This is a genomic window from Candidatus Laterigemmans baculatus, from assembly GCF_010367455.1.
In the GTDB taxonomy this organism is placed as follows: Bacteria; Planctomycetota; Planctomycetia; order Pirellulales; family Pirellulaceae; genus Laterigemmans; species Laterigemmans baculatus.
Genome location: NZ_WRPR01000074.1, coordinates 22,116 through 35,366 on the forward strand (window position 1 = coordinate 22,116; position 13,251 = coordinate 35,366).

Sequence of the window (13,251 nt, forward strand, 5' to 3'; positions counted from 1 at the left end):
GCGAGGCGCGGCAACGCCCCCGTTACCGCGGCTTTACCTCTCCAGCGGCTTCTCGAAATGCTGGTAATCCTTGCGGTCGTCCCAGGTCCCTCCCCAGTTCCAGCCAAGTTCCACCAACGTCATTGTGATCGCGCTGTCAGCGGTAACCGCTCCAGGCGCGTCCGGATCATACGTCGCTCCGGGAGGGAGCACGAGAGTCCCGCGGATGTAAGGATTGGTCGCCGGATTGATGTCGATCGCGCGACCATAGGCGTGGTTGGAGAGCCGCTTCCCGCCGGTGATCTCTCGATAATTGAACGCAGACGTATTGTTGGCGGCCATCGAGAGGCCATCGTCCCAGCGGCCGTTCTTCCGAAACTTTGGATGGGAGATCGGAATCACCGAGGTGAAGGGAAATTTTTCTTCTCGTGCGGCCGCAAACGCTGCTTGGATGTCCCGGACGAGATCCCGGTCGATGACGAGTTGACCCTGATGGATTTTTCCGTCGCCGGAGTAATACAACACCTCGATCAACGCTTGGCGACTGCGGATCGCTTCGGGGCACCGCGGATCGAGCCCTTCGAACGCTTCCGCTTCGGTCATCTCGCTGTCGATGATCGGATCGTCAAGCGTTCCCCGCGCCTCCCCCGCCTGCTTGGCCTCCCCCGCCTGATTGACCTGAGCGGCCTGAGTGACCTGAGCGGCCTGAACGGCAGCAGGGGAACCGGCGAAGCCCGCGAGCACCATGATCGCCAGAGCCGGAAAGTAAACCGTACAGCCTCGATAATGCGGCACCGCAACGTCCTCGGAAATTCAGCAACTTGTAATTTCAGCGGCCTGTAACTTCGACAGCTCTCTGCGAGCTGTCGATCCATTCTACAACAGCGCAGTTCAGCAGCGCAGCGAGCAAGGAAAGGGAATTGCCCTTGCGGCGACCTATCGTATGCCCAGAATGAATTGCTTCACGTAAACGGCTCGCGGGCTGTTTTTTACGTCGAGCTTTCAGGAGAACTGACGATGCTGACCGTTACAGACACCGCCGCTGCTCATCTTGCTGAGCTGCTAGACAACGCCGATGCCTCCGACGGAGCGGTCGTCCGCTTCGTTCCGCAGGGGCAGTCGCTTGCCTTGCAGTTGGGCAACGAGCAGGCGGGCGACCAGACTTTCCAACATGGCGATAAAGTCGTGCTGGCAGTCGAACCCGAGATCGCCGCTGTGTTGGCCGACAAGAAATTGGAACTGCAACCGACTGAGCAGGGCGACCGCCTCGCAATTTCGGGCTGAGTTCAACGCGACGCGGGTCCCTTTGCACGGGACCCAATCGATAGTCCTAGCCCGGAGCCTATCTTCTCCGGGCGGCCGGCGGCGCTGGCAAGACTCCAGACGCTGTTGTTATTTGAGTGGTCGCTCTCACTCGCGACACCGCTCTCACTCGAGGGACCGCAGCACCTTGGCTCGCACGGTCCTCCGATCCAGTCCGAGCCGCCGAGCGGCTCCGTCGTACGTTCCCGTCTGCCGATAAACCGGCTGGCCGAAAACCGTCAGCAATTCTTCCGCCGTTAGTTCACCGGCGGCAATTCGCACCAGCAGAATTCGCAGCAGTTCGCCGCGCTCTTCGGGCCACGCTTCCAGCTGCACTACCGCCCGATTCCCGCGGCGGCTAGTCGGCGAAGCGGAGCAACGTTTGTCCCTCGGCGGGCATCGAGGCGAGTGCCGCGGCGAGCTTGTGATAAGCCTGATTGCGAATCTGCAGCGGTTCCTGCTCGAGGGGGTCGTTCTCCACGTCGTAGAAGCGTCCATCCCCATAGAGCTTCCACCGCTGGTCGCGGACGAACCGCTGCGGCTTCGATTTTTCCGGCCGCGGGTTGTAGTAGCAGTACATCCACGGGCGCGGCGTTCCCGCTTCTCCACGCAGCTGCGGCGCGAAGCTGACGCCGTCGAGTTCCGCAGGCGTCACCGCACCGATGGCTTCTTGAAAGGTGGGCACGAAATCTGAGAAGTCGATCAAATCGCGATTGACCACGCCGCCGGGCACCGTCCCGGGCTGGTAAGCGACCAGCGGGACGCGGGTCCCGGCGTCGGTGGTCTCTCCTTTGCCCCCGCGGACCGTGCGGCCGTGCAGCGTTGACCGGATGCCGCGATGCGTTCCGTTGTCGCCCACGAAGAGGATCAGCGTCTCTTGGGCAATCCCCAGAGCCTCGGTCTCGGCAATGATGCGGCCGACGATTTTATCGGCGTAGTGGACCATGTCGCGGAAATTTTGCGTCTTGTTCTTCTCCTCCCGCGAATCGCTGTCCGGCGTCGGCTCAAACGGATCATGGACCAGGATCATCGGGTAGTAGATGAAGAACGGCCGGTCGCGGTTCTCCTGCATGAACTTCAGGAGATGCTCGGTGACGATCTCCGGACCGTACTCTTCGGGGGCGAACTGGCGATTCTGCCCGTCGATGTACAGCAGTGGATTCCAGTACCGCTCGCCCAGCCGGTCGACCTGCCACAAACAGCAGCGGTCGAAACCGGCTTGCTCCGGCCAGCTCCCCTTCCCACGGAATCGCTCCGCGTAGTGCTCCGCTCCGAGCAACTGCCACTTTCCACCGACGAAGGTGGCGTATCCGGCTTCTTTGAATCGGTGGGCGAAGGTCCGTTGGTCGCGGTTCAGCACCGAGAACGCAGAATAATTGCGAACGTTCGACAACCCGGTCATGATTTTCACACGACTCGGGGTGCACAGCGGCTGCGAGTAACAATGCTCAAAGCGGATCCCTTCGGCCGCCATTCGATCGATGTGGGGCGTTTCGTACTGCTCGCTGCCATAGCACCCGAAACATTCGTACCCCACATCGTCCGCCATGATCAGAATAATGTTGGGCTTCGCTGAAGCCTCTGAGGCAAGCGCCGCAAGGGACAGGGCGATCCATAGGCAAGCCAACGCGCGTGCAACCATCAGCACCGTGCTCCTGGGTAAAATGAGTTCTCGCGGCTCGGCTCCCGCCCCCTCGGCCCACCGCTTTGCTGCGTTTCGATGCCTGAGGATAACCGCAACCCCAGAGCGGCGGAGAAGAAACACCAATCGTTCTCGCCCTGCTCCGCGGATTTCTGTTATGCTAAAGCACCTGCGACCCCTGATCAGCATCAGGTGACCAGCCGGAATGGATCTTGCACGGTCCATTCCCCGTCGCACGACGGCAGCCATTCGTGCCTCGGCAGTGAAACGAAGGACCACTGCGTCCCGCATCGTTTGCTCGAGGCCTTGGCTTTGTCGATCGAGGTTCCGCCTCTCGACCCCTGCCCGCCGACTACCCACCTCCCGGCTCGCCAGTCCCACCTGAGCCACTTCGCAGCCAGAACCAGCGAGGAGACCCATGCCCCGCCTCACGATTCAACCGTTCGTGATCGCGCCGCTCGTGGCGTTGGCATTCGGTAGTATCGCAGCCCACGCCGCCGATCCCCATCCGGACAAGACGGACCCGCTGACGGATTCTGAACGCGAATTCTTTGAAGAGCGAATCCGTCCGGTGTTGGTGAACCGATGCTACGACTGCCACACCCATGAAGGCGGAGCAGCGGACGCAGAGTATGCGCTCGATTCGCGAGCTGGCATGCGCCGCGGAGGAGTCAGCGGAGAAGCAGCGATCGTGCCGGGCGATCCCGATGCAAGCTTGCTGCTGCAGGCATTGCGGTATCAGGGGGATCTGCAGATGCCTCCGGATGAACCTCTCCCGGACTCGGTCGTCGCCGACTTCGAGCACTGGGTTTCGATCGGTGCCCCGGACCCACGGAACGAAGACCCCGAAGAATTGCGGCGGATCGCACAGGCCAAGTCGGCCGAGCAACTGTGGTCCTTCCACGAGCCGGTCAAGAGCGAGCTCCCCACGGTCGCCAATCCCGAATGGCCTCGCACCGATCTCGACCGATTCGTGCTCGCGCGGCTGGAATCCGAAGGCTTGCAACCGGTGCCCGATGCCGATCCTCGCAAGCTGATTCGCCGCGTCCACTTTGACCTCACCGGGCTGCCCCCCAGCCCCGAAACGGTCGAGCAATTTGCCGCCGCCCCGAGCACCGAAGCGTTCACGCGGATCGTCGACGAACTGCTCAACTCGCCGCAGTTCGGCGAACGTTGGGGACGCCACTGGCTGGATCTGGCGAGGTATGCCGAATCGAGCGGCATGGAGTTCAACTTTACCTATCCCCACGCCTGGCCCTATCGCAACTATGTGATCGATTCGTTTAATGACGACAAACCGTATGACCAATTCATCATCGAACAGATAGCCGGAGATTTGCTGCCGAGTTCGTCCCCCGAAGAGCGCGATGAACAGCGTTTGGCGACAGGTTTTCTCGCCGTCGGTCCCAAGCGACATAACGCTGGAACCCGCGATTTCCTCATGGACATGGTCGACGACCAGATCAAAACGACGACCGAAGCGTTCCTGGGCCTGACCGTCGGCTGCGCGCGATGCCACGACCATAAATTTGATCCTATCCCAGACGAAGATTACTACGCGCTGGCCGGCATCTTCATGAGCACCGACACGCTCTACGGCACCACGAAAATCCAATACAGCCGGCATCCGAGCGACACGATCCCCTTCGGTCCAAACGCCGAAGAGCAACACGCCAAGTTTCAAGCTCACCAACAGGAGCTCGCCAAGACTGAAAAGGCGCTGACGGCGAAACAGGAGAAGCTCAAGAAACTGAAAGCGGCTGAAAAGAAGGCAGCGCCCGAAAATAAGGGCGACGCGAACAAGGACAACGAGAACAAGAACGATGAAAAGAAGGATGCCGCGAAGCAGGAAGAGGCGGCCGAGGACGCCGCGGCCGAACTGAAGACGCTCGAGAAAGAGGTTGCGGCGCTAAATGCCAAGCTGAAAAAGCTTCGCGCCGAAGCTCCGAAGCCGCCGCAGTACGCGATGGGAGCCAGGGATGGCAAACCGATCGACACGCATGTCGCGATCGGTGGCGATCCCGGCGAGAAGGGGGAACAGGTTCCCCGAGGTTTCCTCAAAGCGTTCACGGTCGAGGGTGCCTCCGAAATCCCTAACGAGGCGAGCGGCCGACTGGAGCTGGCTCGCTGGATCGCAAGCCCCCACAATCCACTCACGGCCCGCGTGATGGTCAACCGCGTCTGGCATCACCTGTTCGGCCGGGGATTGGTGCCGACGGTCAACAACTTCGGCGTGCTGGGAGAAGCTCCGAGCCACCCCCAGTTGCTCGACCATCTGGCCGTCGAATTCATGGAACACGGGTGGTCGGTGAAGCGTTTGATTCGCTCGCTCGTACTCAGCCGCACTTACCAACTGAGCACCCAAAAAGCGGCGGACAATTTTCGCCACGACCCCCAGAACCGCCTGCTGTGGCGCATGACTCCTCGGCGTCTGGAAGTCGAGCCGCTCCGCGATGCGATGCTAGCGGTCAGCGGCCAATTGGATGCGGCGCGCCCCGAAGGATCTCCAGTGACGGCGCTCGGGCAGCAATTGGCCCGCGGCGTCTCCTACGAGAAGCTCAATCCCGCCAACACCCATCGAACGGTTTACCAACCAGTGGTGCGGCATTACACATCGTACATGCTGCAAGAATTCGACTTTGCCGCGAGCAGCTTAGTGGTCGGCGACCGTGCGGAAACCACCACCGCTCAGCAAGCCCTGTTTTTTCTCAACAATGAATTTGCCTTGGAACAATCCGAAGCGACAGCTCGCTTGCTAATGGAAGCCGAGCCGGAGCAGACGGATGCCAGGATTCGCTTGGCATACCAGCGGATCCTCTCGCGACCCCCGAGTCCCGACGAACTGGCGGCTGTTCGCGAGTATTTGCAAGGCACCTCCGCATTGCTGACCGAGCAATACCCGGAGGAGGATCGGCGGCAAACGGTCGCGCTGGCGAGCTTTGTCCAAACGCTGTTCGGCAGCGCGGAGTTTCGCTATTTGATCCATTCGCCCACCAATGCCCGCTCCGATGCCTTGGCGGCTGCCCCGCGTTAACCCGCTGCTCCGCCGCTGCACGCAGACAACTCTACTTATTGAATTCAGGGGAATCAGCCATGACCACTCCCATGCCACTGTCGCGTCGCCACTTGTTGCAAACGCTCAGCTGCGGGTTTGGATATACCGCCTTTGCCAGCTTGGCTGCCGAAGCGGCTCGAGCCGCCGATAAACCTCAAGTCGAACAAAGCCCTACCGCTCCTCGTCCCAGCCATTTCCCAGCCCGGGCGAAACGAGTCATTTTCCTGTTCATGCGCGGCGGGCCGTCGCAGATGGACACGTTCGACTACAAACCTGAGTTGAACAAGAATCATGGCAAAGAGTATGGCAAAAAAGATACGCTCTTCGGATCGCCGTGGAAATTCAAGCAGCGGGGTGAAAGCGGTCTGTGGGTCTCCGATCTCTTCCCCCACTTGGCCCAATGCGCCGACGATCTGTGCGTGATCCGCAGCATGCAGACCGACAGCTCGGCGCACCCGTTGGCGATGCCGCAGATGCATACCGGCAGCTTTCAGTTCACCCGACCCTCGATCGGCTCATGGGTGCTGTATGGATTGGGAACTGAAAACCAAGATCTCCCCGGGTTCATCACGATCAACCCCAGCCGCGTGTTCGGCGGCCCGGCGAACTTCGGCAGCGCCTTTTTGCCCGCGGCCTATCAGGGCGCCCGCATCGGCTGGGAAGGGCGTTCGCTCAAAGATGCGTCCTTCCAAAACATGCGCAACGAGAAACTTCCCCGCGGCGTCCAGCGGGCCCAGCTCGATATGCTTCAGAATCTCAACGCTTCCTACGACGAGTCGAGTGTCGAAGGGTTGATCGACTCGTTCGAACTTGGAGCGCGGATGCAAGATGTTGCGCCCAAGGTGATGGATCTGTCGGACGAGTCCCGTGAGACACTGAAGATGTATGGAGTGGATGAGAAACAGACCGACAATTTTGGGCGGCAATGCCTGCTGGCCCGGCGGTTCGTCGAAGCGGGTGTTCGCTTCATCGAACTCGGTCACGGCTCCTGGGACCATCACCGCAATCTCGAGTCGGGCTTGAAGCGAACCTGCGGAGCTACCGACCAGCCCATCGCGGCGCTGCTCAAAGACCTCAAGCAGCGCGGGTTGCTCGACGAGACGCTGGTCGTCTGGGCAGGCGAATTCGGTCGGCTGCCCCAGGTCCAGTACGAGACGGGACGCGGACATAACGCGGACGGATTCACCGTCTGGATGGCCGGCGGAGGCACTCGCGGCGGCTACGCGCATGGAGCCACCGACGAGTTCGGCCGCAAGGCGGTCGCGGATCCGGTCCACCTGCACGACCTGCACGCCACCATGCTCCACCTGCTCGGCCTGGACCATGAACAACTGACCTACCGCTACGGAGGCCGCGATTTCCGGCTGACCGATGTCCACGGCAAGGTTGTCTCGCCGATCATCGCCTCCTGAGTGTGAGGGTGGAGGGTCGCCTTTCGCTCCGCGAAAGTAGCGCAGACACACAACTTTCGCGGAGCGAAAGGCGACTATTTTCGACGGGCACGAAACCCCACCCGACTTCCGCGAGCGAGTAAGATCGGGAGGAATGCGGCACCGGAGTGCTCGCGTATATTCCTTCGGCAAGAGTTTCACCGAGCATGATTTGGGACCTGCACTGTCATCTTAGCGGCGTGGCTGGCCAAACGCCGGGGGAGCGGATCGCGAGGTTGCTCGATTACGCCGACCGCATGGGCGTCGAGCGGCTGTGTTTCTTCATGGGGATGCAGTGGTCCACCGACCCCACTCCGGATGACTTCCGCCGGGAGAACGACGAAGTCCTCGAAGCGATCAGCGGTCATCCGAATCGCTGCTATGGATTCGTCTACCTGAACCCCAAACACGAGCAGGAAAGCCTGGACGAGTTGGAGCGGTGCATCGCCAACGGCCCAATGGTTGGCGTCAAACTGTGGACCGCCGAGCGGTGCAGCGAGCAATCGCTCGACGCCCTCGTCCGGCGGGCCGGGGAACTGAAGGCGCTCATTTACCAGCACACCTGGCTGAAGGTCGGCGGCAATCTGGCTGGTGAATCGACTCCGACTGATATCGCCATTCTGGCTGCACGCCATCCGGAGGTGTCCCTCGTCTGCGGCCATACCGGTGGCGACTGGGAGCGAGGCATCCGCGCGGTCCGCAATTCCCCAAACGTCTCGGTTGGGATCGGCGGCAGCGATCCGACGGCCGGGATGGTCGAGATGGCGGTTCGGGAGCTCGGTGCCGAACGCGTAATCTATGGCAGCGACATTGGAGGGCGGAGCTTCGCCTCGCAGCTGGGCAAGGTCTACGGAGCGGAGATCCGCCCCACAGACCGCACCCAGATTCTCGGCGGAAACCTCAAGCGGCTGCTGACGCCAATCTTTCGCGACAAGGGGTACGCCCTGTGACCGAAGTGCCCGTGACCGATGTGCCCGTGATCGACGTCAATGTCTACTTGTCACAGTGGCCCTTTCGCCGTCTGCCGCTCGACGACACGCCGCGTCTGGTGGCCAAGCTGCGAGAGCGGGGAGTCACCCAGGCCTGGGCGGGAAGCTTCGAAGCCCTCCTGCACGAGGACCTCGGCTCGGTCAACACCCGCTTGGCCGAAGAGTGCCGCACGCACGGCGGCGAGCGGCTGCTCCCGATGGGAAGCGTCAATCCCGTGCTGCCCGACTGGGAGGAGCAACTTCGCCGCTGCCATGAAGACCTCGGGATGCAAGGCATCCGCCTGCATCCGAATTTCCATGGCTACGGTTTGCAAAGCCCAGCATGCATCGAATTGCTCGAGCAGGCGACCGCTCGCGGGATGCTCGTGCAGATTGCCGTCCAGCTCGAAGACCCCCGCACCCAACATCCTCTGATGCAGGTACCGGCGGTCGACGTCAGCCCGCTCACCAGCCTTCTCGCTGAGAACCCGCAGCTTCAGGAGCTGAGGCTGATCCTGCTCAACAGCCAACGTTCGGTCCGGCTTCCGCTGCTCGGCGAACTCGCACAGAAGGGGAAAGTGTTCGTCGACATCGCGACGCAGGAAGGGGTCGGCGGCGTAGAGAAGTTGATCCAAAGCGTACCGGTCGAGCGGATCCTTTTCGGATCGTTTTCGCCGTTCTTTTACTTCGAAGCGGCCGAACTCAAGCTCCGCGAGTCGCCTCTCGGCGGAGCCCTCCGCCGCGCGATCGCGAGCGACAACGCGGCCCCCCTCGTCGCGCGGATCCATTCGACACCGCCCCCCAATTAGGCTACCATCGTCCCCTCTTGCCCATAGCCTTCGAGGGTGCTGCGATGAGTGGACGTGCGCGGATTGGACTTGGTATCTGCGGGATCTTGCTGATCGGCGGTGCTTGGGTCGCCCGCAAGACAGTGCCCGGCTTGCTCGCTCCCGAATCGTTCGCTGCCGGAACCCCGCTCAGCGACGACGAGCGGCTGCCGGTGCTCGGCTATTTCGAGCAAGAAGCGGCTCCAAGCGGTCCGCCCGAGATCAAGGACCCCGCGTTTTTTGAAGAGCAGGCGACCCGGACCGAAGTGCTCGAGCGGCTCGCCAAGTATGCCGCGGTCGCTCAAGACGATGCGGATCTCGCCCCGGAATTGCTGGCCCAATTTCAGCTGCGCGAGCAGGCACGCGTGGCCGAGACTCCTAGCGCGTCTTTAAAAGTTGAGGGGATCGAAACGGCCGAAGCCATCGCCGTCTCCGCCTCGGGAACCGTGGTCGCCGTCGCCACCGGAGAACAGTGCCAGCTGTTCGACATCGACGCTTCGGGCGCCTCCGACGCCGAGCTAAAAATCGTCCCCCGCCCCGCCTCGGCCGTACTCCGATTGCCCGGCCGCACTGGGAATCAGCTGCTGCTCGATCACGACGGGCAACACCTCGTCTATCTAGCCGACGGCGGTGCTTTGTGGACGGCGGACATAGAAAGTGGCGAGGCGAAACGGATTGTCGCCCAGGGACTCAAGCCCGGCGAACTGAGCGACTGCACCCTCCTCGGCGGCGGACTCGCCAGCGGCTGGATGGTCGCTGGCACCAAGCAGGGCGAAGCGATTTTATTCAACCTCGAGGGAGCCGCCTTCAAGAGCGAAGGGACGACGTGGCCCAATCAAAACCATCAGAACCATCCGAAGCTGCTCAGCATCACCTGTGACCCCGCAGGCCAAATCGTGCTGGCTGGATACGAAAATGCTGCGATTCGCTGGTTCCGCCGCCAGGGGCACAGCCTTACCGTGGATGGTGGCTTGGCGGGTTTTCCTGGCTCGGTGCAATCGGTTACCGCCAATGGCCCCCAGTTCGCCGCAGCCGGAAAGCTCTTCTACTTCATCTGTGCCGCTCCGGAGCCCGGCGAGCCGATCGATGTGGAGCACTGTTCCACCCCACGAACGATGCACCTGGAGTCACAAATTGCGCTTTCCGGCGACGGCGCCTCCCCGCGGCTCACTCTTTGGGGCGAGTGTCCGCAAATCACCACCGATCGGCGCACGGTATGGCTGTATGAGGTTGACACCCGGACCTCGCACATGCATCGCCCGATGAAGTCGTCGCTTCAAAAATCGGCCCATCTCCGATCGCTTGCTGCCAGTGGTGCGCTGCTGGCGGCGATCAGCGACGGCTCGCTGCACGTCGCCCAGCCGGCCGGCCACAACACTTCCGCTCCTAAATCGTTCGGCAACATTATTGCGCAGTTGCTTGAGGAAAAGCGGTTTGATGAGATTGAGCGATGCACTCGCTATTGGGGTGCACCGCAACGCCGCTTTACCGATTACCAGTCGGATTGGATTTTTTGCGTCGGACAAGTTCTTCAGTCGAAGGACGGCGACCACCAAGTGCGGGAAAAGAAACTGCTCGAATGGCTCGACGCAGATCCCGATTCGCTCACCGCGTGGATCGCCTTGGCAAATCACTACGTGGCAACCGCTTGGGCCGCCCGCGGTTCGGAGGCGGGCCATAAGGTGACCGATTTCGGGTGGGAGATGGTCGAACAGCATGTTCCCAAAGCCGACCTGATCGCTCGCTCGATGCTTGCAAACTCCTGCGAGGAGCCAGCCTTGTTCCTATTGGCGGGAGGCCAAACAGGAATCGCCGGCTGGACACATTTGGAGAGGAAGCGATTTGGTGAGCGTGCGTTAGAGCTATTTCCTGATTACTTCGATCTCCATACCTCCATCGCCTTCTATCGGCTGCCGCGGTGGGGAGGGAGCCATTCGGAAGTGCTCCGCTTTATCGAACTCGTTGCCGATGCCGCGGAGGCAGAGCAGCAAGACGCTTACTACGCGATCCTCGCTGCAAGCCTCCAGAAGCGATTCCACCCAGAGAGTGGTCTAAAACCGACACCAGTCGATCTCGATCGCATGCACCGCGGAATGCTGCTGCCATCGCCGGTCGGTTACAACAGCAGTGAGGCTTTCTATCTCATGCTGCAAGCCGCGGCGTTCAAAGGGGAAATCGCTTACGCCGGTTTCTATTTCGATCAGTTGATCAGCGAGGCTCCGTATCTGCCTGCCTCTACGAATCGGCCCACCTTCCTCAGCCTCAGCGAATGGGTGGACGGGGCTCACACGATGCTGGTCCAGCACCTCGAGAAGGTCGAGGCGGAACAACAGGCAGCCGCGGAGCAAGCGGGCGACGATCCCAGCGAGGCCCTCCCCACCGCAGAGTGACCACGCTGCGTTGCAGCGGAGCGGCGGTTGGTGCATCCTGGAGGAGCCTCAAACGGCAGCGCCCCCTCGCCCCGCAGCGTTCCTCTCCTCCTACGCTCCTGCCTCGCTATGAATTTCCGCCGGCATTTCGCAGCGCCCCTCACGGCGCTACTCGCCCTGTGGGGCGTCAGTCTGTTTGTGACCGAACTCCGCGGGGCACCTCCCGAGCGACCGAACGTGTTGATGATCGCGGTTGACGACCTGAATGATTGGGTCGAACCGCTCGGCGGACATCCGCAGGCTCAGACTCCAGCGATGGATCGGCTCGCCGCCCGCGGCACCACCTTCACCAACGCCCATTGCCAATCGCCGCTGTGCAATCCTTCGCGGACCAGCCTGATGACTGGGCTGCGACCGAGCACGACGGGAGTCTATGGACTGGCTCCCTGGTTCCGTCAGATTGCCGAGTTCAAGGGTCTCACCACCCTTCCTCAACACTTCAAGCGTCACGGCTACCGGACCTATACGACCGGGAAAATCTATCACGGCGGTTATCCCCCGCGCCCGCAGCGGACCGCCGAGTATGACGTCTGGGGTCCCGACGCTTCGGTCGGCGCACGGCCGGAAGAGAAATTGGTCGTCACGCCGCAAGGCAATCACCCGCTGGTCGACTGGGGAACCTTTCCCCATCGCGACGAGGACAAGGGAGATTGGCGAGTCGCTTCGTGGGCGGTCGATCAGTTGGAAAAGATGCCCGAGGAGGAGCCGTTCTTCATGTCGGTCGGGTTCTTCCTGCCGCACGTCCCCTGCTACGCCACGCAGAAGTGGTTCGACCTGTACCCCGACGCGACGCTTCAAATGCCTCCGCTGCAGCCAAGCGACCGCGACGACACGCCGATGTTTTCGTGGTACCTGCACTGGGATCTCCCCGAGCCGAGGTTGCGTTGGCTGCGGGAGGCGAATCAGTGGCGGCCGCTCGTGCAGTCCTATCTGGCTTCGATCAGCTTTGTCGACAGCCAAATCGGTCGCGTGCTCGCGGCCCTCGAGGCCAGCGGTCATGCCGACGACACGATCGTCGTGCTCTGGAGCGACCATGGCTTCCATCTGGGCGAGAAAGAAATCAGCGGCAAGAACACGCTGTGGGACGACGGCACCCGCGTACCGCTGATTTTCGCTGGCCCCGGCATCCGCTCGGGCCAAGCCTCCCACCGCCCCGCCGAACTGCTCGACATCTACCCGACACTCAGCGAACTGTGCGGCTTACCGGTGGGCGAACAACTGGAGGGGCTGAGCCTGGTGCCTCAGTTGAACGATCCGATGGCTCCACGGGAGCGGCCTGCGATCACCACGCATAATCCAGACAACCACGGAGTTCGCTCGGAGCGGTGGCGGTACATCCGCTATGCCGACGGTTCGGAAGAACTGTACGACACGCAGACCGATCCGAACGAGTGGCGGAATCTCGCAGCCGCCGCGACCACCGATCCGGCGATCGCGCGCGTCATCGCCGAGCACCGCCGCTGGCTTCCCGAGTCGTCGCGCCCGCCGGTCCCCGGCAGCGCCCACCGGATCCTCGTCCGCGAGGGGGACGCTTGGGTGTGGGAAGGCAAGCCGATCGACGACGCCCAACTGAATCGCTGATTCGTGTGCGCCGCCGCCTCAGTCGGGCCGTTGCCTCA

General features: G+C 61.9%; 10 protein-coding genes. 7 read left to right on the top strand and 3 right to left on the bottom strand.

The features are described 5' to 3' along the window. Positions 1–33: 33 nt before the first annotated feature. Complete coding sequence (locus GNK13_RS14615; RefSeq protein WP_203329075.1) at positions 34–774, bottom strand: M15 family metallopeptidase; 741 nt, start codon at positions 772–774, stop codon at positions 34–36. 222 nt (positions 775–996) lie between these two features. On the opposite strand from GNK13_RS14615, the gene GNK13_RS14620 reads away from it, so the two are divergent. After that, positions 997–1,263: a hypothetical protein gene (locus GNK13_RS14620; RefSeq protein ID WP_164103297.1), complete on the top strand. Its 267-nt coding sequence runs from the start codon at positions 997–999 to the stop codon at positions 1,261–1,263. Between the two features lie 144 nt (positions 1,264–1,407). Here the strand turns inward: GNK13_RS14620 and GNK13_RS14625 are convergent, their stop codons facing one another. Both GNK13_RS14625 and GNK13_RS14630 read right to left on the bottom strand, forming a co-directional pair. Continuing rightward, on the bottom strand, positions 1,408–1,617 hold the full coding sequence (locus GNK13_RS14625; protein WP_164103298.1) for a hypothetical protein: 210 nt from the start codon (positions 1,615–1,617) through the stop codon (positions 1,408–1,410). A 22-nt stretch (positions 1,618–1,639) separates the two neighbouring features. Further along, positions 1,640–2,923, bottom strand: a complete 1,284-nt coding sequence (locus GNK13_RS14630) for a sulfatase-like hydrolase/transferase (RefSeq protein WP_164103299.1) — start codon at positions 2,921–2,923, stop codon at positions 1,640–1,642. A gap of 418 nt (positions 2,924–3,341) precedes the next feature. On the opposite strand from GNK13_RS14630, the gene GNK13_RS14635 reads away from it, so the two are divergent. The 6 genes from GNK13_RS14635 to GNK13_RS14660 all read left to right on the top strand — a co-directional run bounded on the left by GNK13_RS14635 (position 3,342) and on the right by GNK13_RS14660 (position 13,213). Further along, on the top strand, positions 3,342–5,957 hold the full coding sequence (locus GNK13_RS14635; protein WP_164103300.1) for a PSD1 and planctomycete cytochrome C domain-containing protein: 2,616 nt from the start codon (positions 3,342–3,344) through the stop codon (positions 5,955–5,957). A gap of 59 nt (positions 5,958–6,016) precedes the next feature. Continuing rightward, a complete protein-coding gene (locus GNK13_RS14640; protein WP_164103301.1) occupies positions 6,017–7,390 on the top strand; it encodes a DUF1501 domain-containing protein in 1,374 nt (457 codons plus the stop codon). Positions 7,391–7,575: 185 nt separating this feature from the next. After that, positions 7,576–8,358, top strand: a complete 783-nt coding sequence (locus tag GNK13_RS14645; protein ID WP_164103302.1) for an amidohydrolase family protein — start codon at positions 7,576–7,578, stop codon at positions 8,356–8,358. Continuing rightward, entirely contained in the window at positions 8,355–9,185 is an 831-nt protein-coding gene (locus GNK13_RS14650; RefSeq protein WP_203329076.1) for an amidohydrolase family protein, read from the top strand. The genes GNK13_RS14645 and GNK13_RS14650 overlap by 4 nt, the downstream gene beginning before the upstream one ends. Positions 9,186–9,229: 44 nt before the next feature. Continuing rightward, complete coding sequence (locus tag GNK13_RS14655; RefSeq protein WP_164103303.1) at positions 9,230–11,593, top strand: DUF4034 domain-containing protein; 2,364 nt, start codon at positions 9,230–9,232, stop codon at positions 11,591–11,593. Between the two features lie 108 nt (positions 11,594–11,701). Next, a complete protein-coding gene (locus tag GNK13_RS14660) occupies positions 11,702–13,213 on the top strand; it encodes a sulfatase (protein ID WP_164103304.1) in 1,512 nt (503 codons plus the stop codon). Positions 13,214–13,251 lie beyond the last annotated feature (38 nt).

Bases quoted from the DNA above. Each gene is read 5' to 3' on its own strand.
- GNK13_RS14635 (WP_164103300.1), top strand. From the start codon at position 3,342: ATGCCCCGCCTCACGATTCAACCGTTCGTGATCGCGCCGCTCGTGGCG.
- GNK13_RS14660 (WP_164103304.1), top strand. From the start codon at position 11,702: ATGAATTTCCGCCGGCATTTCGCAGCGCCCCTCACGGCGCTACTCGCC.
- GNK13_RS14630 (WP_164103299.1), bottom strand. From the start codon at position 2,923: ATGGTTGCACGCGCGTTGGCTTGCCTATGGATCGCCCTGTCCCTTGCG.
- GNK13_RS14655 (WP_164103303.1), top strand. From the start codon at position 9,230: ATGAGTGGACGTGCGCGGATTGGACTTGGTATCTGCGGGATCTTGCTG.
- GNK13_RS14645 (WP_164103302.1), top strand. From the start codon at position 7,576: ATGATTTGGGACCTGCACTGTCATCTTAGCGGCGTGGCTGGCCAAACG.
- GNK13_RS14640 (WP_164103301.1), top strand. From the start codon at position 6,017: ATGACCACTCCCATGCCACTGTCGCGTCGCCACTTGTTGCAAACGCTC.
- GNK13_RS14620 (WP_164103297.1), top strand. From the start codon at position 997: ATGCTGACCGTTACAGACACCGCCGCTGCTCATCTTGCTGAGCTGCTA.